We start from the raw sequence: 23,948 nt of genomic DNA, 5'->3' as shown, positions 1-23,948 counted from the left end.
AACTCTAAAGAGAACTCTTTCTAGTGATTAATCCTTTTTATGTATTTGCCCAGCACAAAGCAATTTGCGGGCAAAGATAGAAATTTTATAATACGGCCTTAATCCCATCCAACTACTTCGCTAGTATATGTGAATTTCATTTTAAGCAAGCATATAAGCCTATCCTATTACAAGAGTGAATACTTAGGACTAGCGCAAATATAGATGTGCTTCCTAAATGGCAACCATTTTAGTTGAAAATTTACATTCTCCTATTTTGGCTTGCCAACCTCCTACCTTTGCACGTAAACCAGTTTCCCTTCTATGATAATCCGTGACGCTGAATTTTTAATGAGCAACACGCGAGTGGATCAGTGTCCAGCTCCTACTCTACCGGAATACGCCTTCATTGGTCGTTCTAACGTAGGCAAATCGTCGCTCATTAACATGCTGACCGAACGTAAAGGTCTTGCCAAGACGTCTTCGTTGCCCGGCAAAACGCAGCTCATCAATCATTTTTTGATTAACAAGCACTGGTACCTAGTGGATTTGCCGGGTTATGGGTACGCCAAAACCAGCAAAGTAAACCGAGTGGCGTGGAGCAGAATGATTAATTTTTACTTGCGCCAACGCGAAAACCTGGCGTGTGTATTTGTCTTGATTGACTCGCGTCATCCGGCGCAAGCTGTTGATTTGGAATTTATGGAAATGCTCGGCACTGAAGGCATTCCTTTTGTAATAGCTTTCACTAAAGCCGACAAACAATCGGGGAGCCGTACGCACCAGCAGGTGACCGACTACATGAAAAAAATGGGTGAGCAGTGGGAGGAACTGCCTCGCTATTTTATTACCTCAGCGGAAGAAAAAACCGGCCGCGACGAAATTCTGGCCTTCATTACGGACGTAAATCAGCAGCTAGCCGAAGCACAACAGAGCAGCTAACTTGGCCTTGTAATTGCTACGGCCGCACCGCTTGTGGCTTTGCAACTTTCTCTACCTTCTCGGTTTCAATTCATGAAAAAAATCACCTTAGCGCTGGCTATAGGCCTGTTTGCTGGCAGTGCGCCGGTTTTTGCGCAAACTTCTAAACCCAAAACTACTGCCCCCGCTCCGGAAACTGCCCCCCCGGCAGCAGCTCCGCAGCACCAAGCTGGTGGGGTCAATAAGTCCATTCCGGTGGCTGAATACTATGAAGGAGGCCAGGATGCTATGTACGCCTTTATTGAAAAGGAAAAGAAGTATCCGATTCTGGCCAAGCGCAACCGTATTCAGGGCACTTGCGTGGTCAGTTTCACGCTTACTACCAACGGCACTCTGGAAAACGTGAAGCTGGTTACCAAGAATATTGGGGGCGGCCTCGGTGAAGAAGCGCTGCGCGTGGTGCGCTTGCTGCAATTCAAGAAGCCCGACTACGCCGTGCTAACCAGTTTGCCCATTGTGTTTAAATTGCCGGCACCCGGCCAAGCCGCCGCAACTGAGTAACTTTGCCTTTTCCAACAACTGTTCTGTACTTATGCCCTACGACCTAAAGGAAATTGCCGCCATCAGCGGGATGCCCGGTCTATACCGCCTCGTGAAGCCTACTCGCGCCGGGGTTATCATTGAAAGCTTGGATGCACGTGCTACCCGTTCAGTGGCCTCGGCCCGTAACAAGGTCTCGCTGCTCCAAGAAATTTCCATCTATACCCAAGACTACGATCAGACGGTACCGCTGACGGAAGTGTTCGACCGGATTCACTCGAAATACGGAACCGACCTAACCGTTACCAACAAGTCGGAGGACCGGGAATTGACCGCCTTTATGGGCGACATCATCCCTGACTACGACCGTGACCGGGTGTATATGTCGGACATCAAAAAGCTGGTGCAGTGGTACCACAGCGTGAGCAGCACCCTGGAATATCAGGCGCCTGCCACCGAAACGGAAACCGCGGAGCCGGCTGCTGAAGAAGCAGCTACACCAACTACAGTAGACCAGCCAGTTGAGGCCGAAGAAGCCACTGCTAAGAAACCAAAGGCCAAGAAAAAGGCGGAAGCGGCAGACCAGCCCGAGAAGAACGAAAGCAACTAGCCCGCACTAGCCCACAAAAAAGCCCGCCTGGATGTATCCAGGCGGGCTTTTTTGTGGGCTAGTGCGGGCTAGTTAGCTTGCTCTTGAGCCAAGAACTGCTCGGCTTTTTCCACCAATTCTTTTGAACCGATAAATAGCGGGCAGCGGGCATGCATATCATCGGGACGGATTTCCATGGTGCGGGTGTAGCCGTTGCTGGATTTGCCACCAGCTTGCTCCACAATGAAGGCCAAGGGGTTGCACTCATACATCAGACGGAGCTTTCCGTTTGGCGACTTGCTGGTAGGTGGGTAGATGTAAATACCTCCTTTGAGCAGGTTGCGGTGGAAGTCAGCCACCAACGAGCCGATGTAGCGGGCCGAGAAGCCATCTTGCTTGCATTGGGCCACGAAACCCGACATACCTGAAGAGAAAGACTCGGAACTGCCTTCGTTGATGGAATACACCGCGCCGGATTTGGGCGTGATAATCTCGGGGTGCGAAAGGAAAAATTCGCCTAAAGAAGGCTCGTACGTGAAGCCGTTGACGCCGTTGCCGGTCGTGTACACCATCATAGTGCTAGACCCGTAGATAACGTAGCCGGCAGCCACCTGGTTGGTACCCGTCTGTAGGCAGTCAGCCATAGTGCCTTCCGTACCCGTTGGCGAAACCCGGCGGTAGATGCTGAAAATAGTCCCGATGCTTACGTTTACATCAATATTAGACGAGCCGTCAAGCGGGTCGATGGCCACGATGTACTTGCCCTGCACGTTGCCGGTCTGAATAACCTCCTCGTCTTCTTCGCTGATAATGGTGCACACCTCGCCCCCGTTGCGCAAGGCCCGGATGAAACGAATGTTGGCTATCACATCAAGCTTTTGCTGGTCTTCGCCTTGCACGTTGCGGTTGCCATAGGCCCCTGCAATATCAATGAGGCCGGAGCGGTTGATTTCGCGGTTCACGATTTTGGCGGCCAAGGCAATGTCGCGGAGCAATTGAGATAGTTCCCCGGTGGCATAAGGGAAGTCTTCCTGCTTGCGCATGATAAAACGGTCCAGGGTGGTGCCAACCGGCAACGCCAGCTTGTCGTGTTGATTCATATTAGGAAAGGAGTTGAAAAGTCGGAGGTGCTCAAAATTAACCCCTTTTTCGGGGTTGGAAAAGCGAAATTTCGCTACTTCAGCAGCTTTCTCTGAAAGCGCTAGGCTGTGCGCCAGACCCGACCGGAACGCAAGCAAAGCGTCATTTCCTACATTTGAGTCTATGCACAACTCGCAACTCCTTAAAGTATACAAGTTCGGCGGCGCATCGGTGAAGGATGCAGCGGCCATTATCAACCTAGTGCGCATCGTACGAGAATACCAAGCCGACACACCCCTGTTAATAGTGGTATCGGCGATGGGCAAGACCACCAACGCGCTGGAAGAACTGTTTGACCTAGCGTATCAAGGTCAGGAGTACACTTCTGCTTTGACGCGGCTGGAAGCTTTCCACCGCGAGGCGGCCCAACAGCTAGCCCCTTCGTTGGGGCAGGATACACAGGCCACTATAAAAGCAGCCTTCGATGACGCCTTTGACGCATTGCGCGCCCAGTTGGCTGCCGTCAACTGCCACCAAGATTACGACCAGCAATACGACCAGATTGTAAGTTTTGGTGAGCTGTTGGCCTCGCAGCTGGTTGCGTTTGTGTTGAATGACACCCACCCGGCCCGGTGGCTGGACTGTCGGCCGCTGTTGCGCACCGATGAAAGCTGGCGGGAAGGAAGAATAGACTGGGAAACTACGGAAAGCAACCTACGCGCCGCAGTATTGCCACAGTTGCAGCAAGTGCACATCCTCGTGACGCAGGGCTTCCTCGGGGGCACGGCCAGCGGCTACACCACCACGTTAGGCCGCGAAGGGTCCGACTACACGGCCGCTATTCTGGCTTATTGCCTACATGCCGAGTCGGTGACGATATGGAAAGATGTAGCAGGCCTATTGAACGCCGACCCTAAGATCTTTGCGGATACGGTGCGCTACCCAGAAATCAGCTACCAGGAAACCATCGAAATGGCTTATTACGGAGCGTCGGTCATTCACCCGAAAACCATCAAGCCGTTGGCCGTACGGCAGATTCCGCTCTACGTGAAATCGTTTTTGGCGCCGGCGGCCGAGGGTACCAAAATTCATGACTGCCGCCACGGCTTGCTAGCGCCGGCCTACATCCTCAAGGTCAACCAATGTCTGATTTCCTTTGAGTCCAAAGACTTGACATTTATTTCCGAAGAGAACTTAGAGGTGATTTTTGGAGCGCTGGCGCAGGCCCGGCTTAAAATCAACCTGATGCAGAACTCGGCCATCAGCTTTTCAGTCTGCACCGACTTTTCCAGCCAGCGACTCGACAAGCTGCTCAGCGCTCTGCGTGAGCAATTTACGATTCACTACAACACCGGCTTGGAACTCTACAGCATCAAGAACTATGATGCAGCCAGCATTCAGCGCCTGACTCACCATCGGGATTTGCTGCTGGAGCAAAGGACCCGTCAGACTTTTCAGTTCGTATGCCGCCAACACTTGCAGTAGCGGGCGAGGAAGCATAGGCCAACTCTTTTGGCCTATGCCGTATAGGGAGGAGCCCGGACAAGGAGTAATAACGATAGGTACCGCGGCAAAAAGCCGGCGTATCCGTCGGCTTCGTTGATTTTCTCTCTTATCCCCTTCCCTCACCCCCTAACCACACATAGTACATGGCAGTTTTAGTAGGCAAGCGCGCTCCTTCATTCAAGGCTCCCGCAATCGTCAATGGCGAATTCGAAGAGGATTTCTCGCTCGACCGTTACTTGGGTAAGAAGCACGTCATTTTTTTCTTTTACTCTGCGGATTTCGCGTTTGTTTGTCCCACCGAAATTCTTGGTTTCCAAGAGCGGCTAGCCGATTTCGATGCGAAAGGCGTGGCCGTAGTTGGCTGCTCAACGGATACGCGCTATTCTCACATGGCATGGCTGCAAACGCCGCGTGAGGAGGGCGGTATCATGGGCATTACCTACCCACTGGTAGCGGATGCCAGCAAAACCATTTCGGCCAACTATGATGTGCTAGGCGGCCGCTACGATTATAACGAAGCTGGCGAAATGGTTTTTGTCGGGTACCCTTTGGCGTACCGCGGGCTGTTTCTGATTGACAAGGACGGTATTGTTCGCCACCAGGTAGTGAACGACGGGCCGCTGGGCCGCAGCGTGGAAGAAGCGTTGCGCATGGTGGATGCCCTGCAACATTTCGAGACAAAAGGCGAGGTTTGCCCAGCAGGTTGGCAGACTGGGGAGCCTTCTTTGCCCCCTACCCGCGAAGGGCTGGCCAAGTACCTCAAACGCTCGTAGTGGAGTTGGTGACGGGGCTTTAGGCACTTTGAAGCACAAGAGCGGCGGCAAAAACCGATTGAAGATTGTAACGCGTACTTTTGCGCGGCTTTTGGTTGTCGCCTATCGGCCGCAGTCTTTTTAATTTCGCCTGAAGCTCGTCACTAGCAACTACCACTTCCTTTTGCTTTTCTTATATACCTTAATCTTACGGCTGTATGCCTTGCTGCTACGGCTGGTAGCTCCCTTCGTACCGAAGGCAGCTCACTGGGTGCAGGGGCAGCAGAACTTGCTGCCCCACATTCAGCAAGCCCTCCAACATGAAACCGCTCCGCTAGCTTGGTTCCACTGCGCCTCACTCGGCGAATTCGAACAGGGCCGGCCACTCATGGAAGCCTACGCGCAGCAATACCCTAGCCATAAGATGGTGCTTACGTTCTTTTCTTCGTCGGGCTATGAGGTGCGCAAAAACTGGCCGGGCGCAGCCTACGTGTTCTATCTGCCGCTTGACACTGCGCACAACGCCCGCGTTTTTGTACAGACGGTGAAGCCACGGCTGGCGGTTTTCGTGAAGTACGAGTTTTGGCACTACTTCCTGGCAGAGCTGAAACGGCAGCAGATACCCGCTATTTGCGTGGCAGCTATCTTTTGGCCAAAGCAGATTTACTTCAAGCCTTGGGGCGGATTCTACCGCCGCATCCTGCAAAATCTCACCCATATCTTCACCCAGAATCAAGCTTCCGTTGACTTACTGCGTACGGCGGGCATCAGCGCAGCCAGCGTAGCCGGCGACACCCGCTTCGACACGGTGGTGCGTACGGCGGCGGCCACTCCCAAGCATCTTCCTCTTATCGAGGCGTTCACCGACGATTGGGCGCCAGTGGTCATTATTGGTAGTTCTTGGCCTGAAGATATGCCGGTGCTCACGCCGCTCCTGCAGAAGTACCAGGATCAGTTGCGCTTCATTGTAGCGCCGCACGAAATCAATGAAAGCAATTTGCGTTTGGTGGAAGAAAGCCTGCCTGGCAAAGTAGCCCGCTACTCCCAAGCCGATACGGCCAGTGTAGCTCATGCCCGCGTGCTGCTCATCGACAACGTGGGGCTGCTGAGCCAACTGTACCGGTTTGGGCATTTCGCTTACATCGGGGGGGCGTTTGGTAAGGGCTTGCACAATACACTGGAGGCGGCAGCCTTTGGGTTGCCACTGTTTTTTGGCCCCACTTATCATAAGTTTCAGGAGGCGCAAGACCTAGTAGAACTTGGGTGTGCCTTCCCCGTGACGTCGGCCAAAGAACTGCTGGCTGCTTTTGCGCCTCTCTTCCATTTAGAAGAGACTCGCCTGCGGGTGCAAGACCTCAGTCTCGATTACGTACACGACCACAGCGGGGCCACCAGCAAGATTATGCGGTGGCTTGCTGCCCAGCGTATAGCGGAGTAACCGAGCCACGCATCCGTTATGTCAGGAATATCAAGTTCACTTAGGCACTTCGCCACCTTGTTGCGCGTCGTTGTGCTATCATTCCGCTACGTAGTTGCTCTCCCATGACCGGAACCATCGTTAAATCTACGGGCTCGTGGTACATCGTGCGCGAAGTAGGCACAGGGCAATTGCACCGGTGCCGGCTGCGCGGCAAGTTCAAAATGAAAGGCCTTAAGGTCAGCAATCCGTTGGCAGTTGGCGACCAGGTGGAATTCACGGTGGAAGAGCAAACAGAAGGCGCGGGCGTTATTCACCACATCGAGCCGCGCCGCAACTACATCATCCGACGCTCAGTCCACAAAACCGAGCACGCCCATATTGTAGCGGCCAACCTCGACTTGGCCATGCTGGTCGTGACGCTGGCTTCGCCTGCTACCTCGTTCGGCTTCATCGACCGGTTTTTGGTAACGGCCGAGGCGTACAGCATTCCGGTGACGTTGATTTTCAACAAAACCGACCTGTACGACGACGACCTCAACGACTACCAGAGTCAGATTCAAGCGATGTACGCGCGGATAGGCTACCCTGGGCTGCGTTGCTCGGCCCATACTGGCGAGGGGGTAGACGATATTGATAATTTGCTTGAAGGCCGGACAACGCTGCTTTCCGGTCACTCGGGCGTGGGCAAAAGCACGCTCATCAACACGCTGGTCCCGGACCTCGATATCAAAACTGCCGAAATCAGTGAGTTTTCCGATAAAGGCGTGCACACCACCACCTTTGCCGAAATGCTGGAAGTTCGTCCCGGCACCTTTATCATTGATACACCCGGTATCAAAGAACTAGGGCTGGTTGACGTGAAGCCCGGTGAACTAGCGCACTTTTTCCCGGAGATGCGCGCTTTACTTAACCAATGCCGCTACCACAATTGCCAGCATACCCACGAGCCGGGCTGTGCCGTGCGTGAGGCCGTAGACAAAGGTAAAATTGCCCTCCCCCGTTACGACAGCTACGTGAGCATGCTCGAAGCCGACGACAACCGGCGGTAAAGGGGATTAGGCCGGTTTCGCAGAACGCGTGGCAGCAAACACGGGCTTATAACCCGGCGAACAGCAAGAAATGCACTACACAAAAAGAGCCGGACTGTACTAGTCCGGCTCTTTTCATTGCTTGAGAATAGAAATTACCTATTCAGCCTTAGGCAATATCACGCCGTCGATAACGTGTGTCACGCCGTTGCTGGAAATAACGTCCGGGATTTGTACAGCGGCGGGGGCGTCGGTGCCATTGCTTACCATCACCTTGCCGTCTTTCACGGTTACTTTTAGCTTCTGGCCATTCACAGTGGTGAGTTCCTGACCGTCTTTCAGGTCTTGGGCCAACAGGCGGCCGGCAATTACGTGGTAGGTAAGTACGCCTTTAAGCTTGTCTTTGCTTTCTGGCTTCATTAAGCCAGCGAGGGCGCCTTTCGGCAGCTTATCGAAAGCCGCGTTGGTAGGTGCAAAGACAGTGAACGGACCAGCGCCGCTCAATGTGCCATCAAGACCGGCAGCTTGTACCGCTTTCACTAGCGTAGTAACACTGCTAGCCTGTACGGCATTCTGAACGATGGTTTTGTCGGGCGTCATGGCCACCCCATCTACCATTACGCCCTCCGGCTTGGCCATACGAGCCGAATCCGTCATCATAGCCGCCGAGTCTACTGTAGTAGCAGTTTCGGTAGTAGCTGTAGTGGCCGTTTCAGCAGTCTTGTTGTCGCCGCAGCTGCCAAGCCCAAAGGCAAGCACACCAGCCGATAACATTCCTAAGGAGGTAAGGCGCAGAGAATTTTTCATAAAACGAAACACAGGGGTTGGTTGGAAGAAATGAAAGCTGCTGTATAAAGCAGCTGCTATGTTACGAAACTCAACAGATAGCCGGATGTTTCTGGGACTACAAAATGGCTACCTTTGCTGCAAGCTGGCATGTGTCAGTTGGCACTTACTAGTAGGTGCACGTTCTATCTGTTTCCACAACCATGAAAACTGCCGAAATCCACACCAACCGTGGTGTGATGAAAGTGGAGTTCTACGAGCAAGATGCTCCTAACACCGTTAAGAACTTCACCGACCTAGCAAAAAAAGGCTTCTACGACGGCCTGAAGTTTCACCGGGTCATCCCGAATTTCATGATTCAGGGTGGCTGCCCCAACTCCCGCGACGGCGCTAAAGGCATGCCCGGCACCGGGGGCCCCGGCTACAAAATCGACTGCGAGCTAACCGGCGAGCATCAGTACCACGAGCGCGGCGTGCTGAGCATGGCACACGCTGGCCGCAACACCGGCGGGTCGCAGTTCTTTATCGTCCACGACCGTCAGAACACGGCCCACCTCGACCGCAACCACACGGTATTCGGTAAGGTAGTAGAAGGCCTAGATGTCATTGACCAAATCAAAGGCAACGACGAGATTCAAAAAATTGTAGTAACGGAGGCGTAATCGGCTCTAGCCTACTAAAACAGAAACTCTCTCAGCACCTTGTGTGCTGAGAGAGTTTCTGTTTTAAGACCTGCTACCTGGGTTCTTTTTGTCTGGCAATCAACCCTTGCATGCATCACTTAACCCACCACCTAGGCGAGCAAAATGAGTTGCGACCGAAGCTAACTTGTGTAGGAAAGCAAGGTTGACAATTCTCGAACACGCATCAAACAACAAGAGCCGCTTCAGCTTGAAGCGGCTCTTGTTGTTTGATGCATAACTTCGGTCTACCGACGTCGGCCACGCTGAGGGCGCTCGTCTTCGTCTTCCTCGTCGTCATCCTCGCCGAAGCTGGGCATGGTGAACATGCTGCTCAGCAAGTCTTTGAACTGAGCACCAGCTGTGAGGCGGTTGCGAGAAATCAGGCTGTATTCGGCCAGACCATGGAGCAAGAACTCCATCAGGAACCACATGGTCTCCTTGTCTTCGTTGGGGTGCAGTTCCTTCACGATGTCGCGGAGGCCAGGCACCTTGTCGAGGGCGGCGTGGTAGTCGTTGTCGGAAGCCTCGTGCAGAATATCGACGGTATTGCCACTGCCGAACCACTCCTGCACTGTTTTGTAAGGGCTGGTGCGGTTTTTCAGCTTCTTAGCTTTGTCGGGGTCAGGGAAGTAGTTCAAGAACAGCGTCCGGACAGCTTTGCCCATCAGCTTCTCGGCCACAATACCGGCTCCCTCCTGCTCGCCTTCATACACCAATTCCACCTTGCCCGTCACGGCAGGCACAGCCGAAATGAAGTCGCCGACGCGCACGTAAGTATTCTTCTCACCGTTGATAAGCGCACGACGCTCAGCACCCGCTACTACCTGCTCGTAGGCCGAGATGGTAAGACGGGCGGATACGCCGCTCTTGGCGTCCACAAATTCGGAGGCGCGGGCTTCAACAGCTACTTGCTCCACCAAATCGTGGATGATTTCGTTGCTGGTCACCATGCCCTTCTGCTCTTCTCTGATGCGAGCTTCCTGCTTGGTGATGCGCTTACCAATTTCAATAGACTTCGGATAGTGCGTGATAATCTGCGCGTCAATCCGGTCTTTGAGTGGCGTTACAATGGAACCACGGTTGGTGTAGTCTTCGGGGTTGGCCGTGAACACAAACTGCAAGTCCAGCGGCAGCCGCACCTTGAAACCACGGATTTGAATGTCGCCTTCCTGCAAAATATTGAAGAGCGACACTTGAATACGAGGCTGCAAATCGGGTAGCTCGTTGATAACGAAAATACCACGGTGCGCCCGCGGAATCAGGCCAAAGTGAATCACTCGCTCATCGCTGTAGGGCAGCTTGAGCGTAGCCGCTTTGATGGGGTCGGCGTCTCCGATAAGGTCGGCTACCGATACGTCGGGAGTAGCTAGCTTCTCGGTATAGCGCTCGTCGCGGTGCATCCACGTCACGGGCGTGTTGTCGCCGTGCTCGGCTATCAGGTTTTTTGCAAACACCGATAGAGGCTGCAAAGGATCATCGTTCAGCTCCGAGCCTTCTACTACCGGAATATACTCGTCGAGCAAATTTACCAGCAACCGCGCAATACGCGTTTTGGCCTGCCCGCGCAACCCCAGCAGGTTGATGTGGTGACCGGCTAGAATAGCGCGCTGTAAGTCCGGAATAACGGTTTCCTCGTAGCCGTAGATACCCGGAAACACTTCCTCTTTGCTTTGGAGCTTGGCAATCAGGTTGTCGCGTAGCTCTTGTTTGACAGAACGAGGTTGATACCCGCTGGCCCGCAGTTGGCCTAGCGTACGAATTGCTTCTTGTTTCATCAGGAGTTGGAGAAGGGGTGTATAGGCCCCGGAATGTGTAACCGCTTCAGTGCGGTAGAGGTTCAGGCGCAATGTAACTAGTGATGTAGGCGCTGCCAGCAAAAGATGTATTACATCATTATGTGCTACCTACGTAGCAACAGGCTGCGCAGGCTTACTCTAACTGGAAAGCGCAACGGAGGCAAGGAAGTTATACGGCTGATAGTTAGGCAGTGGCTATAGCACAGCATAGTAAACAACAATGCTAGCTTCCCTCCTGAACCAAGAAGAAAACTAGCATCATTGTCTATAGGTCTAGTACTAAAGCGTTTTGCGGCGGTTGCGCTTGTAGTCCTCAAAAATCATGTGACCCAGACCTTTCAACGAAGAGTAGTAGGCTTTGCCTTGGTTTACTTCGGTGAACTCGTTCACAAACTGCTTCAAATATGGATCAGAGGCAATCATGAAGGTGGTAATAGGCACTTTGAGGCGACGGGCAGCAGCGGCCAAGTTCAGCGTTTTGTTGACCACCTTGCGGTCGAGGCCGAAGCTGTTTTTGTAATAACCACCAGCGGGCTCCTTCAAGCAAGTAGGCTTGCCGTCGGTAATCATAAAGATCTGTTTGTTCGGCGTTTTGCGCTTACGAAGCAGATCTAAGGCCAGTTCCAAGCCGGCTACTGTGTTGGTGTGGTAAGGCCCTACTTGCAGATACGGCAAATCTTTCACCTCAATCTGCCACGCATCGTTGCCGAATACCAGCACATCGAGCGTGTCTTTGGGGTACTTCTGCTTTACCAGCTCCGCCAGCGCCATGGCCACCTTTTTAGCTGGCGTGATGCGGTCTTCGCCATACAAAATCATGGAGTGCGAGATGTCAATCATCAGCACCGTGCTTGTCTGGCTTTTGTGTTCGTTTTCGCGCACTTCCAAGTCGCCCTCCGACAGCATGAACTCATCGGACAGGCCGTGGTTGAGTTGCGCGTTGCGGATAGACTCGGTCATCGAAATCTGGTCCAGCGAGTCGCCGAACCGGAATTCGCGCATGTCGGTGCTTTGCTCGTCGCCTTGGCCGGTGTGCGGCGTGCGGTGGTTGCCCTGCCCCGATTTCTTTAGCTTCCCGAAAATTTCCTCCAGGGAGCTTTTACGAATTTGCTGCTCACTTTTGGCAGTGATGTTGAACTCGCCTTTTTTCTGCTCGTCCTCATCGATGTACCCCTTTTTCTTGAGGTCTTCAATGAAGTTGCCCATTCCATACTCGTCGTTGGTGAGGCCATACTGCTTGTCGAGCTCGTTCAGCCACGACAAGGTTTCGCCTACATCACCGGAAGTGATGGTAATAAGCTGCATGAATATCTTAAACAAAGAGTCGAAGCCTTTCTCGGGTGACTCTTCGGGCACGAAATCTTGGAAACGGAAGCCTGCGGACATAAGGAAGAGATTGAGTCGTCAGAACAACGGGCAAGGAAAGTTAGTTTTTCATTTGGAGCTGTTTGTTTTCTTAGGCAGCACTCGGGCTTGCCCGGCTGCTCCTTACCCTAAGCTACCAACGGCCGCTGTGGCCGACCAACACATACGAGTCCACTACTAAAAAGCCTGCTCAATGAAAGCAATTTGGAACAATACCGTCGTAGCTGAAAGCGACAACACGGTTGTAGTTGAAAACAACCACTATTTCCCTGCTGATTCTATCAAAAAGGAGTATTTCGAAGACAGTATTGCGCATACCACCTGCCCGTGGAAAGGCCGAGCTAGCTATTACTCGTTACGCGTCAACAACGAGCTGAACAAGGATGCTGCCTGGTACTATCCTGAACCCAAAGATGCCGCCCAGGAGATTCAGGGGCGCGTTGCTTTTTGGAAAGGAGTCCAGATTACCTCCTAAAACCTGAGCGCGAAACTGCAACCTCGCGGCGAACAGAACGGTAAATGCAGAGGAATTCGGCTACACCACCGCCGAGTTTCTCTGCATTTCTATGAAGATTTACCTCCCCATTGTACTACTAACGCTGCTGGCGGCTTGCGACGCACCACGCGCGGCCGAAACATCAGACCCCGCTACCTTACGTGCCACTGCCACTCCTACACCTGCGGCCATGCAGGTTAGCTTCCGGAAAGAATTGAGCGAAGGCGACCATCGGTTTGTATTGCAAACCACGGGCAAAGGCTCGCAACGCCGGATGGAACTACGGGCTGAAAAGGGCGGCAAAGAACTGGCTACCGACATACAGGCCATTGAGGGCACCGTTGAAGATGCCATAACGACCAACCTCAACAACGACGAGTTTCCAGAGCTCCTAGTGTTCATCACCGACGCCGGTAGCGGCTCGTACGGGCAGATGCTTGGGTACGAATATCTCGCCCAGGGCCGCCGCAACTTAACGCTGCCCGAGCTTAGTGGAGAGGCGGCCAAAGGCTACCAGGGCCACGACAAGTTCAAGGTGGAAGGCCAAGAGGTGGTCCGGTCCTTCCCAGTATATCTGGATGCTGACCCCAACTGTTGCCCTAGTGGCGGCCAACGCACTGTAAGCTACCGGCTGCCAGAAGGCAGCACTACATTTCAACAAGCGCATATTAGGAATCAACCTCGATAGGCTTCAATGGTAGTAAACCAAGATAATTAATAACAAAACCCACTACATATACAGTAAAGCCGTTTTTCTACCACGCAATCCGGGCCTATTCTTCCTCTATTTACATAGGACAAATTTGTATTTCATATAGAATAGAATACCTTGCGCCGATATTTAGAAGTGCCCATACAGGCACTGGTAGGGATGGCGCTCCAGGCCATGCTGTTCTGACAACTAGTTGCTGTGCCAATAATTAGCGGTTCAGCGTATAAACATTGCATACTCCTCCCACATCCACACTTCCCCCTTCTATCATCATGAAAGCATCCGCATTAGTCTTACTTGGTGCCTCACTTGTGGCAGCTACTGCCTGCGACTCTTCCCGGGGCGTTGTTGAAGACACCTCTATTGAAACTTCAACCGCGGAAAGCACAGTAGCTACCGAGCCCGTTAGTTTCACTAAAGACCTAACGCAGGGCACTTCACGCTTTGAAATCCGCACTACTGGTGCTTCAGCGCAACGGCAGCTCACTATCCGTTCTTACCGCGGTGCAGCCCTCACGTCTGACCCTGTGCGTCTCGATATTAATGGTGCTGTGCGGGAGGCTGTAACTGGTGACCTGAACGGCAATGGCAAGCCTGAAATCTACATCTTCACGGATGCCGCTACGGCTAACGGTGGTTTCTACGGCTATGAGTTTACGGACCGTGGCTACACGCCCATCACCGGCCCAGGTATGATAACGGGCGTTGCCGCAGTTGGCTATGCTGGCAAAGACACCTATACGCTGAGCAACAACATGCTGAGCCGTACTTTCCCCATAACCAGCGGTACTGCCTCGGCCACAGCTGCGGAACCAGCTGCAGCTACGCCTACTTCCCGTACCATTACCTACAAGCTCGATCCGAGTGGCAAATGGGTGATGGGCCAAGTAATGGACGGCCAATAAGAAAGAGAGTTCAGCTTAGCTTACTGATACTTCAACAAAAAGCCCCCGTAGCACTGATGCTACGGGGGCTTTTTGTTGGGTTACCTGTTGAAGCGAGGTTTGTACCTCTATTCAATCCATTTGAATTTGTATTCGAGCTTGGGCACGGGCATGCGGTCAGCAACCCGGCGCAGGCGGTTAGGCAAGGCCATGATATAGTCGCGGGCTTTTTCGGCGGTGCTATTGAGGCCGGTAACCTGATCAACTTTCCAAGTTGTGATAAGACCTTCCAGAATGTCGGTGTAGTCTTGGCTGGTATAGACTCCGAGGCGCTGAGCGGCATCCGTGAAATGGCCGAATGTTTTGCCCATCTCTACGCCTAGCTCCCGCATATAATGCGCCGGCATCACAATTTTCTTGCGCATCATATCCTCGAAGGCCAGCATCATTTCAGAAGGATCTACTTCGAATATTTTCTCAACAAACGTCTGGTACACGCGGGCGTGACGGGCCTCGTCGCCGGCAATCATGCCGCAGAGCTTGGACAGCGAAGCATCACCGGCTTTGCGAGCCAGCGTACCCACGCGGCGGTGCGAGAGGTTGGTAGCAGCTTCTTGGTAGCTGGTGTACACAAATGCGCGATACGGATCATGGGCTGTGCCCAGGTCGAAGCCGTCGGCAATGAGGTGCTGGGTGCTGGCTTCAAACTCGCGCATGTTTACGCGGCCGCTGAGGTAGAGGTAGCGGTTAAGCAAGTCGCCATGGCGGTTTTCCTCGGCCGTCCAGCCCCGTATCCACTGGGCCCAGCCGTTGTCACGGTCGCGGTCCAAATCATCAAGCTCATGAAACCAGGCCTCGTAGTTGGGAAGTGCTTCTTCGGTAATGGTATCACCGATAAGCACAGCCAGCAGATCGTAACTTAGTTCACCAGCCCGTTCGCGCAGCAGCTTCACCTCATCAAAGAAAGTATCGAGGCGCGAGTCAGGCAAGAAATCGGAAGGCTGCCAGCTTTCTTCCACGCTTTTAAGAAACGTACCGAGGTTCGAGCGTAGAAATGGTTCGATATGTCTCAGAACCTCACTGCGAGAAGTGGTGGTGGCAATCATGGTGTAGTACAGAAAAAAGTGCGGGAAAAAAGGAGAGGGTCAAAGGTATCTATTCGATAGTCCCAAATACGCTGAATAAATTCACCGAGACCCTAACAAAATTTTGTCTTTACTATTTATTCATTCTGTGTCGGCTGTGAGTGGTAGTACTGGTATACGTCTGCTACGTTAGTAAAGACTTTATTATCAGAGATAAACTCAAGCTTTGTTGGTTTCTCGGGTTGTTGCTGCTTTAAGTGCTGGTTGAGAAGTTTAGCTCCTTCTGGCGTAAGCAGCCACCGAACTTTGGGGCCTTGCTGCGCCAATCGGTACATGCTTTCTGCGAAGTCGCGGGTGCCGGTGAGCTGCTGGCGCCATGCGGCTTGCGAAGGATTGGCGGTGGTCCAGCCGGCCAAGGTCAGCATTTTAGCAGGAACAGCATCGGGATTTTCAAAGGGGCTTGCCGCTTTATATGTTGCGGGTAGCACATCAGTAACTAGCAACGCCGTAGCGGGCAGGGCCGCGGTGAACTGGGTTCGTAGCAGTTCGTTGTGGTGGCGCTCGGCCTGCAGCACCACTCGCCGATGCCAGGTTTTGTACGCATAGGGGCCCGCCATTACTGCTAAAGCCGCCAGTACCAGCACCACAGGACGGTCGAGCGGCAGCTGACGAGCGTGGCGCGTTGGCCGCAACACATAAAGCAAGTTGCTTATCACCCAGAAATCAAACAGAGGCAAACCCACACGAGGCGGGAGCTTCAACACCACTCCCAGCAGCACTAGCAGTCCTATGTAGCCGGCCTGCGTCAGCCAGAACCAGCGCTGCTCCGGCAGCCCTTTTCTGCTTATTACCCAGCCCAGCAGCACTGCCTGTAGCAATAGCAACGGGAAATAGTCGCGCACCAATAAGCGGAGCATTACCTGGAGCTTGGTCGGAGCAATTTCGCGCAGAAACCACCGCGGCTCCAGGCGGGTAGCACGCTCGAACATGGCCAGGTTGATGCGGGTGGAGTCGGTCATCATCCAATGGGCCACGTCTTGCAGCGCTAGGCTATCCGAGGATGTACGAGGCACAGGCCGCAGAAGCTGAAAGTCGTTGAGGTTGGCTTTCGGCACATCGAGGGCGGCGAGGGCCGCTGCCTGCGGACTACGCGTAACCCGCAACACCCCGGCCCCGAGCCCCGCCCACACCAAGGCGGCCGCTAGGATAGGCATGGCCCATCGACCACTCAGCCAGTAGGCTCCGGGCGCGGCGAGCAATAGCCCCATCAGCGCGGTACTGGGTCGAATCAGCCAACTCAGACCGAAGGCCAATATGCCTACTACAAAAGCGCCCCGGCTGCGCGGCCTTTGGGCAGCAAAGAGCACGCCGGCCCCTGCCAGCAATACCGGCACGCGCACGTAGTTGAACCAAAACCCGTGTTCCAGCCACGCTACCAAGAAAAACAGCACCAGCAGCACCGTTATGTGGCTGGAAGGTACTCTTCCCACCAATAGCCGGTCCAGCACTGTAAACGTGAGGACGGTGGCTATATAGAGTAGTCCATACAACAACAAGCCGAACCAGGGCAGCGCGGGCCACAGCTGGTAGAGGGCCGCCAACACCGCGCTTACTCCGTGAAAGTATAAGTGCAAATCGGTGACGGGCGCGCCGGCTGTAGTTCCCCGCAGCAGCATGATGATAGCCGGGTCGTCGTTGGTTTCAAAGTAGCAGCCCAGGCCCCAGCCCGCGGCTAGCAGCAACAACGCAGGCAGCAGTACCCGCCGAAATATGTGAGGAAGAGGTGACAGGCAACAGAAATAAAAAAGGTGATGTCGGTGCGTTTACTGGTAGTGCTACCCGCTTTTCGTGGCCAAAGCTAAGTAAACAACCCATGCCTAGCAGCCCATGGCTTCTGCCACTGTAGCACTGCAACGCGACCCGAACAGCAAGCACGTACTGAAGCGCAGGCGCTTCCTTGTTGCTGCTTCTTGCTGTTCATCCTATTTTGCCACCTTTGTTGGCGTGAATCATCGTTGGCTTTTTCGGTTGCCCACTGTAGCCCTGGGTTTGGTGTTCGTTTTCACGGTTGCTTTCTTCGCGGTAACGCACGAGGGGCTTTACGATATAGACGACCATTTCTATGCCCGCTATGCACACGCGCTGGCAACCGGCACCTACCGCCCCCTCCCCGATCCGCAGCACCTCCTCCACGACCCGTTGCAGGAACGGCTCTTGGTTTTTGGCCCAGTGGCAGGGCTGTATCGGCTTTTTGGCATCAACATTATCAGCACCACCCTTTGGCCGTTGCTCTGCACGCTGGGCTGCGCCTTGGTTGTGTGGGCGCTCTACCGGCGGCGCGAGCCAGTGGTGGCTGCCGGAGCCATGCTGTTGCTGGGGCTGCACTACTTCACACTCAACTTAAGCACGTATCTGTACCCCGATAATGTGCTGATGTTCTGTTGTACGGCCAGCGCGGCCGCCTTAGTTGTTGGTCGGCGGCTGGCGCAGGCACGACCCGTTGCCTGGGGCGTCGGGTTCGCGCTCCTCAACTTTGCGGCACTGCTGAGCAAAGAAACCATTGTTTTCTATCTGCCCTTCTATGTTGCTCTACTGAGCTTGGATGCCTACCGGCGGCGGCATAGCCGGTTCTGGGTGGCGGCCTTGGCAGCAGGCAGCACCTTGTTGGCCGCATATCTGGTGTACTTCCAAGTACTCACGCATGATCCGCTTTACCGCTACCACATCATCGAGCAAACCAATGCCTTCATGCGCGATGGAAACTATGTGCAGGGCCACCGAGGTGCCTTGCTAGGTCGCGTGACGTGGGAGCCGCTGCTTTTTTTTGTAGGCACGGGCATGGGTGTTATGCTGGTATTGGCGGCGGCTACGCTGCCAATCCGTGGGGCGGCTTTGCGGCGCAGCACTACGGTACAAGCCCCCGCTGACGACGCCTCATTTTGGCTGGCACTAGCTGTTTCCACACTAGCATTTTATTGGTGGGGCAGCACATCATTGCAGGAATACAACCCCATTTCTTTGCAGCCTCGCATGGTTACGCCGCTGCTGCCGCCGCTGGCCATAGCGGCTGGGTTTGGCTTGCGGGCCTTCTGGCAGACGGGTCGCCGGGGCTGGTTTATCGGGGGAATGTTGCTGTTGTTTGCGGGTTGGCTGCGCAGCTCCGTTTCTGTTCCCTATGGTTTGCTCGGATTTTTTTTCCTGGCTTTAGCATTGTTCCGCACGAAATGGCCCACTTCTTACCCGCCGCGTACAGCTGGCCTGGCCGCCTTGCTGCTCGGTGGGCTTGCGGCGGCACTGCTATTGCGCCCCCTCTATTTTATGGGCAAACCCACCGTCTCTTCTCACTTTGCGCAAAGCCGCGTGCTGCAAACCTATCTAGCGGCACCAGCTCGCGGTGTAGTGTACGTCGACGAATTTCTGCTTCGCAACCACGACTTTCACTACGGCTTTCACGTACCGCCTACCCTGCGGTTTCGGAGCTACCTCTCCCGCGACTCAGTACGGCAGCGACCAGGCGAGAAAGTGTGGCTGCTACTCAACCGAAGTACCCTTACCAACGAAGAACTTACCCGGCGGCTTATCCGCTACTCTCCTGACTCGGTGCTGGCGTGGTTTCCCCACCGGAAACTAGTAGCCCAAGATGGCAAGGTAGAGCTGTACGAAGTGGGTAAGTAGCATTCAGGGCAGTAGGCCACCAAAACGGCGTAATTCCAACTAGTCCTGGCCCCTGCCTGAACACAGCCACTTATGCCGACCAGAACCGCATTTCCAGTGAAATACGGGTGGCATCGGCATTCAGGTTGACAGCGCCGCCGTGCAGCAGGTAGGGCGAAAACAACAGCACTTCCTCCGGGCCTGGGTTGGGGCGAATCAGCTCCAACGGCTGAGGGGCATCCTTCACGCCCGGCACCGTGTACGTCACACCATTATAGACGGCTCCCTGCTGCGTGCGTTCCGTTTGACTTTCAGGCCACCAATGACTGCCCGGAATCAAACTCAACGAGGAATCGGCGGTGCTGCCGGCTACGGGCACGTAGATATTCACGCAGTTGTCGTAATCGGGCAACCAGATGTCGCGGTGCAGGGGATTGTTGTCGGAACGGCCGGGGCGCACGATGCGCAGGTGGAAAATGCGGGCGTCGTCGAAGGGGTTGTAGGCTTGCACGGGCCGGCCGCACAACTCTCCTACCCGGGCTTCCAACACGGCCGGAGCAATCGGTAGGCGGTCGAGCGAGTATTCTTTGGTGGTGTTTACCACGGCAAGGTGCCGCGCCTGATCATCACCAATCACCCGATGATAGTCGCTCACCGGGAAATCTGAGGCCACTGGAACGCCTGCGGCTTGTAGGGCCTCACGTAGCAGGTCGGCCAACCCCTGTTGCAATTGCTGCTGCTGAGTGGGAGCTAAAAAGGGAGCCACTGTATAGCCGGATGCAGCCCACGTAGTGCCGGCGGTTAAATCAATGCTTTCGGCGAGTAGCACGCGGTTTTCGGCCGGGCTGCTTTCCCCTTCTATCTGATAGGTAACAGGTTGCTGGTTAACACTTGCTTTCATTGCGATACGTATTGGTCTCTTGTAGTTGGCAAGATACTAGGACAACACAGAAGCCTAGTAGTTTTGTCTTACGGCAAAAGTAGCACTAGCGCGGCGTTTGCACTGTTACACAGCGCATCATCCAGGCGCTTGGTTACGCCCTGGAGCGCAGGCGGCTCCACTGCCCCAGCAACCAATCGAGCGGCTGCTGGTGCTTGGTTTGCTGCAGCAACTCATACAGCAGAGCGGCTTCCGCGTTGCTACCCCAGCGCACCGCCTGCCGCATTTCCCAGCGTAGGCGCACGGCCAAGGCAGCCCATTCAGCGGGCGCTTCACACAGGCGCAGGGCTTTGCGGCACGTAGCAATGGTGGAGGCCAGATGGGGGTCGCCAGGGCGGTAAGCAGCTCTAGACATGGCCTGTGGGTGTACTCGTTTCTGGGTGGTTACTTGATCCAGAAAATAAAACGCCCAGTTTCGAGCGGCCCGCACCCAAAAGTCGAAGTCTTCATAGTACAGGGTTTCGTCGTAGCCACCTAGCTCGTCGAGCGTAGCCCGGCGCATCATCATGGTGGGCGTGCTAATGAAATAGCGCTGCAGCACGTCGGCAAACACGTAGCCCGATGCCGGCTTTGGCTGTAGCCCCTGCTTGGTGCGGCGGAAATGAAAGCGTACGTGCTGCGAGTCTTCGTTGATCAGCTCGGCATCGGAATACACCATGCCGTAGTGCGATGGCAACTGCTGGAAAGCCGCCACTTGCTGCGCTACCCGTTGGGGCAGCAACACGTCATCGGTAGCAAAATCAATCAGGAACTCGCCTCGTGCTTGTCGGTAGGCCAGGTTGAAAGCGGCGCACAGCCCTAGGTTGTGGGGTTGCGCCAACAGTTGCCAAGTGGGGTTGGCCTGGGCGTAACTGCGCAGAATGGTTAAGCTACCGTCGGTGCTGGCGTTGTCTACCAGCAGTACTTCCAGGTTGGGATACGACTGGGCCAGAATAGAGTCCAGCGCGGCGGGCAGAAAACGGGCGTGATTGTAGCACAACGCCACAATGCTAACAACGGGCAAATCAGCTAAATCAGGCACTAAATGATACGTATGCAAAAAGTGGCACAACGGGGCCGCCCAAAGATCAGCAACCTAGCGCTATGCTACCAGGCGCGCCGGTGGGTTGTTGGTAATAAGAGTATTTCGTTCAGGCTCGAAATTCTAAACTATACTTCATCGAGGCAGGCTAGTAGCACTACGAAGGGACCATCTGTCATTCCGACGCAGGAGGAATCTGAGTTAACTCGTTCTCAGAATTTAACTCAGATTCCTCCTGCGTCGGAATGACAGGACTTGTCTCACTATAGCAACTTAGATACTTATAAACCAGGGCCGAGCTTTTTGCTTTGGCCGGGCTTCAGCTTCACCTCTATCACCTTGCCGCCGTAGCGCACTTTAGTGGAGGTGCCCTTCACGCTACGGATGGTGGTGCTCAGCAGCTTACCGTTTTGCCAGGCCAGGTCCACCTCGAAGCCGCCGCGGGCCCGCAACCCTTTTACGCTGCCTGCCTGCCAAGCGTCGGGTAAGGCGGGTAGCAGGTGCAGGGCGCCGTCGTGGCTTTGCAGCAGCATCTCGCCAATGCCGGCCACCCCGCCGAAATTGCCGTCGATTTGGAAGGGCGGGTGGGCGCAGAACAAGTTGGCGTACGTTCCGCCGCCTTTGTTGTATGGCGTGTTTTCCAAGCCCGTCAGGTGCAGTAGGTTCCGAACCAGCTTGTAGGCGTGGTTTCCATCGTGGAGGCGAGCCCAGAAATTGATTTTCCAAGCAATGCTCCAGCCGGTGCCTTCGTCGCCCCGGATTTCCAGGGTCCGGCGGGCCGCGGCAGCCAGGTCAGGAGTGGTGAGAGGGGAAATCTGCCGGCCGGGGTGCAGCCCAAATAAGTGCGAAACGTGCCGATGCCGGGGGTCGGCATCGTCCCAATCTTTGTACCACTCCTGTAGGTTACCCTTCTTGCCCACTTGAAACGGAAACAACTGCGCTTTCTTTTCCACAAGCTGCTTCCGAAAATCGGCGTCTATCCCCAAGGTTTCCGAAGCTTCTATTACGTTCGTGAACAGGTCCCGAATGATGGACATGTCCATGGTGGAAGCTACCGACATGCTGCCCTTGGCTCCGCTGTCGGTGATGAACACGTTTTCCGGCGACGATGAGGGCGCCGTTACCAACCGTCCTTTTTTGTCGGGCACTAGGTAGTCTAGGCAGAACAGGGCCGCTTCCTTCATGAGCGGATACGCCATGCTGCGCAGATAGTCCTGGTCGTTGGTGTAACGGTAGTGCTCCCACAAATGCTGGCTCAGCCACGGGCTGCCCATATTCCAGTTGGCCCACGTGGGGTCACCTTTGCCCAGGTCGCCGACCGGGTTGGACGTGGCCCAGATGTCGGAGTTGTGGTGGACGGCCCAGCCCTTGGCGTTGTAGTAGTTCTTGGCGGTTGCGCGGCCCGTAACGGCCGTGTTGCCAATCAGCTCCAGAAACGGCTCGTGCATCTCCGACAGATTCAGGGGCTCGGCCGGCCAGTAATTCATCTGGGCATTGATGTTGGTGGTGTAGTTGCTGCTCCACGGGGCCCGCAGGTGCGGGTTCCAAATGCCCTGCAAGTTGGCGGGAAGCCCGCCGGGCCGCGAGCTGGAAATCAGCAAGTAGCGCCCAAACTGGAAATAGAGAGCTTCCAAGGCCAGATCGGTGCCGCCATCGGCATACAGCTTCAGCCGTTCCAACGTCGAGAGCTTGGGCTCGGGGCTTTTGGTTAAGGTTAGCGCAACGCGGTTGAAGTAGCGCTGGTAGTCCTGTACGTGGCTGCGGCGAATGGCGGCAAAGCTTTTCGGGAAGGCCTGACTCAAGTACGAGGTGGCGAGCTTGCTTTCGTCTTTGCCGTTTTTATCGGGGCACATATCGAAGCCGTTGAAGCTGGTGGCCGCCGTGAGGTAGAGCACCACTTCGGTGGCGTTGCGCACGTGCAGGCCGGTGGCATCGGTAGTAACGCTGCCATCGGTGTTGCGGGCCTTGAGGCGCAGCTCGTAGCGCATCCCCCGGCACGACCCCACGGGCTCATAGGTTACCGGGTTGACGTCGTTGCGTACGTAACTCGGGTCGGCGTGGGAAGGCGCTTTACCGCGCATTACCAACTCATCGGGACCCGCTGCACTGACAGTGAACTGAAGCTGGCTTTTGGTGGCAGCATCGAACGTCAGGCCGCCTTTCTTGCTGCTCTTGAGTTGAATCAGGATTACCTGGTCGGGAGCCGAGGACAGGATTTCCCGGCTGTACTGGGTGTCGCCGACCGTGAAGCGCGTGCTGGCGGTGGCTTCGGTGATGTTCAGGTCGCGGTAGTAGTTGGTCGGCGTTCCAGCGAAATCCTGCTTGATGAGCAAGTCGCCGAGTGGCATGTAGGCTTCGGTGTACAGCCCCTGAAACTTGTGGCAGAGGTCTTCAGCTTTCTTGTAGTCTTCGTTGAAGAGCGCCTCTCGAATCTGGGGCAGATAGCTGGCGGCGTCAGGGTTGGGGTTCAGGTTGGCTGGCCCTCCCGACCACAAGCTGTTTTCGTTGAGTTGAATCAGTTCTTCACTGGCCCGCCCAAACACCATAGCGCCTAGCCGGCCGTTGCCAACGGGTAGTGCTTCGGTCCAGGTGCTGGCGGGTTCTTTGTACCAGAGCTTCAGTGGTTGTTGTGCCTGTGCTTCCCCCCATGTTCCCAACACCAAGCTGCCGAGCAGCAGCATTCTTTTCACCTGACCCAAGACCATACGCAA

The 23,948-nt window shown here is 54.8% G+C and carries 21 protein-coding genes; 12 read left to right on the top strand and 9 right to left on the bottom strand.

Going from position 1 to position 23,948, the window contains the following annotated elements:
- Nucleotides 1-303 precede the first annotated feature (303 nt).
- The 3 genes from yihA (at nt 304) to MTX78_RS10040 (ending at nt 2,050) form a co-directional block, all read left to right on the top strand.
- Nucleotides 304-921, top strand: a complete 618-nt coding sequence (yihA, locus tag MTX78_RS10050) for a ribosome biogenesis GTP-binding protein YihA/YsxC (protein WP_243802243.1) — start codon at nt 304-306, stop codon at nt 919-921.
- 72 nt (nt 922-993) lie between these two features.
- The gene (locus MTX78_RS10045; protein WP_243802240.1) at nt 994-1,461 is read left to right on the top strand and encodes an energy transducer TonB; all 468 of its coding nucleotides are present in this window, start codon (nt 994-996) and stop codon (nt 1,459-1,461) included.
- Between the two features lie 31 nt (nt 1,462-1,492).
- Entirely contained in the window at nt 1,493-2,050 is a 558-nt protein-coding gene (locus tag MTX78_RS10040; protein WP_243802238.1) for a DUF5606 family protein, read from the top strand.
- Nucleotides 2,051-2,118: 68 nt separating this feature from the next.
- Here MTX78_RS10040 and fbp read toward each other — a convergent pair whose 3' ends face one another.
- A complete protein-coding gene (fbp, locus tag MTX78_RS10035; protein WP_243802236.1) occupies nt 2,119-3,129 on the bottom strand; it encodes a class 1 fructose-bisphosphatase in 1,011 nt (336 codons plus the stop codon).
- A gap of 163 nt (nt 3,130-3,292) precedes the next feature.
- Here fbp and MTX78_RS10030 point away from each other — a divergent pair, with 163 nt between their 5' ends.
- The 4 genes from MTX78_RS10030 (at nt 3,293) to rsgA (ending at nt 7,836) form a co-directional block, all read left to right on the top strand.
- Nucleotides 3,293-4,594 carry an aspartate kinase gene (locus MTX78_RS10030; RefSeq protein ID WP_243802234.1) on the top strand — a complete coding sequence of 434 codons (1,302 nt, stop codon included), beginning with the start codon at nt 3,293-3,295 and terminating at the stop codon, nt 4,592-4,594.
- Nucleotides 4,595-4,758: 164 nt separating this feature from the next.
- The gene (locus MTX78_RS10025; protein ID WP_243802232.1) at nt 4,759-5,388 is read left to right on the top strand and encodes a peroxiredoxin; all 630 of its coding nucleotides are present in this window, start codon (nt 4,759-4,761) and stop codon (nt 5,386-5,388) included.
- Nucleotides 5,389-5,551: 163 nt separating this feature from the next.
- Nucleotides 5,552-6,805: a 3-deoxy-D-manno-octulosonic acid transferase gene (locus MTX78_RS10020; RefSeq protein WP_243802230.1), complete on the top strand. Its 1,254-nt coding sequence runs from the start codon at nt 5,552-5,554 to the stop codon at nt 6,803-6,805.
- A 104-nt stretch (nt 6,806-6,909) separates the two neighbouring features.
- Complete coding sequence (rsgA, locus tag MTX78_RS10015) at nt 6,910-7,836, top strand: ribosome small subunit-dependent GTPase A (protein ID WP_243802228.1); 927 nt, start codon at nt 6,910-6,912, stop codon at nt 7,834-7,836.
- 138 nt (nt 7,837-7,974) lie between these two features.
- Here rsgA and MTX78_RS10010 read toward each other — a convergent pair whose 3' ends face one another.
- Nucleotides 7,975-8,622 (bottom strand): fasciclin domain-containing protein, encoded by a 648-nt coding sequence (locus MTX78_RS10010; RefSeq protein WP_243802226.1) that lies wholly within the window; start codon nt 8,620-8,622, stop codon nt 7,975-7,977.
- A 182-nt stretch (nt 8,623-8,804) separates the two neighbouring features.
- Here MTX78_RS10010 and MTX78_RS10005 point away from each other — a divergent pair, with 182 nt between their 5' ends.
- Nucleotides 8,805-9,263: a peptidylprolyl isomerase gene (locus MTX78_RS10005; protein ID WP_243802224.1), complete on the top strand. Its 459-nt coding sequence runs from the start codon at nt 8,805-8,807 to the stop codon at nt 9,261-9,263.
- A gap of 266 nt (nt 9,264-9,529) precedes the next feature.
- Here MTX78_RS10005 and MTX78_RS10000 read toward each other — a convergent pair whose 3' ends face one another.
- Both MTX78_RS10000 and MTX78_RS09995 read right to left on the bottom strand, forming a co-directional pair.
- Nucleotides 9,530-11,059: a sigma 54-interacting transcriptional regulator gene (locus tag MTX78_RS10000; protein ID WP_243802222.1), complete on the bottom strand. Its 1,530-nt coding sequence runs from the start codon at nt 11,057-11,059 to the stop codon at nt 9,530-9,532.
- A gap of 300 nt (nt 11,060-11,359) precedes the next feature.
- Nucleotides 11,360-12,466 (bottom strand): vWA domain-containing protein, encoded by a 1,107-nt coding sequence (locus MTX78_RS09995; RefSeq protein ID WP_243802220.1) that lies wholly within the window; start codon nt 12,464-12,466, stop codon nt 11,360-11,362.
- Nucleotides 12,467-12,638: 172 nt separating this feature from the next.
- On the opposite strand from MTX78_RS09995, the gene MTX78_RS09990 reads away from it, so the two are divergent.
- The 3 genes from MTX78_RS09990 to MTX78_RS09980 all read left to right on the top strand — a co-directional run bounded on the left by MTX78_RS09990 (nt 12,639) and on the right by MTX78_RS09980 (nt 14,558).
- Nucleotides 12,639-12,920 (top strand): DUF427 domain-containing protein, encoded by a 282-nt coding sequence (locus tag MTX78_RS09990; protein WP_243802218.1) that lies wholly within the window; start codon nt 12,639-12,641, stop codon nt 12,918-12,920.
- A gap of 91 nt (nt 12,921-13,011) precedes the next feature.
- Nucleotides 13,012-13,629 carry a hypothetical protein gene (locus MTX78_RS09985; protein ID WP_243802216.1) on the top strand — a complete coding sequence of 206 codons (618 nt, stop codon included), beginning with the start codon at nt 13,012-13,014 and terminating at the stop codon, nt 13,627-13,629.
- Nucleotides 13,630-13,925: 296 nt separating this feature from the next.
- Entirely contained in the window at nt 13,926-14,558 is a 633-nt protein-coding gene (locus tag MTX78_RS09980; protein WP_243802213.1) for a hypothetical protein, read from the top strand.
- A gap of 107 nt (nt 14,559-14,665) precedes the next feature.
- Here the strand turns inward: MTX78_RS09980 and MTX78_RS09975 are convergent, their stop codons facing one another.
- Entirely contained in the window at nt 14,666-15,643 is a 978-nt protein-coding gene (locus tag MTX78_RS09975; RefSeq protein ID WP_243802211.1) for an acyl-ACP desaturase, read from the bottom strand.
- A 116-nt stretch (nt 15,644-15,759) separates the two neighbouring features.
- Nucleotides 15,760-17,364 (bottom strand): hypothetical protein, encoded by a 1,605-nt coding sequence (locus tag MTX78_RS09970; protein WP_243802208.1) that lies wholly within the window; start codon nt 17,362-17,364, stop codon nt 15,760-15,762.
- A gap of 145 nt (nt 17,365-17,509) precedes the next feature.
- On the opposite strand from MTX78_RS09970, the gene MTX78_RS09965 reads away from it, so the two are divergent.
- Nucleotides 17,510-19,297, top strand: a complete 1,788-nt coding sequence (locus MTX78_RS09965; RefSeq protein WP_243802206.1) for an ArnT family glycosyltransferase — start codon at nt 17,510-17,512, stop codon at nt 19,295-19,297.
- A gap of 70 nt (nt 19,298-19,367) precedes the next feature.
- On the opposite strand, the gene MTX78_RS09960 is transcribed toward MTX78_RS09965, so the two are convergent.
- The 3 genes from MTX78_RS09960 to MTX78_RS09950 form a co-directional block, all read right to left on the bottom strand.
- Nucleotides 19,368-20,177, bottom strand: coding sequence for a phytanoyl-CoA dioxygenase family protein (locus MTX78_RS09960; RefSeq protein WP_243802203.1), 810 nt, complete (start codon nt 20,175-20,177; stop codon nt 19,368-19,370).
- Between the two features lie 133 nt (nt 20,178-20,310).
- Nucleotides 20,311-21,255: a glycosyltransferase family 2 protein gene (locus MTX78_RS09955; RefSeq protein WP_243802201.1), complete on the bottom strand. Its 945-nt coding sequence runs from the start codon at nt 21,253-21,255 to the stop codon at nt 20,311-20,313.
- 263 nt (nt 21,256-21,518) lie between these two features.
- A complete protein-coding gene (locus tag MTX78_RS09950; protein WP_243802200.1) occupies nt 21,519-23,942 on the bottom strand; it encodes a glycoside hydrolase family 95 protein in 2,424 nt (807 codons plus the stop codon).
- Between the last annotated feature and the right edge of the window lie 6 nt (nt 23,943-23,948).

The sequence above is a fragment of the Hymenobacter tibetensis genome (assembly GCF_022827545.1).
GTDB lineage: Bacteria > Bacteroidota > Bacteroidia > Cytophagales > Hymenobacteraceae > Hymenobacter > Hymenobacter tibetensis.
This window is presented reverse-complemented; position numbering and strand designations above follow the sequence as displayed.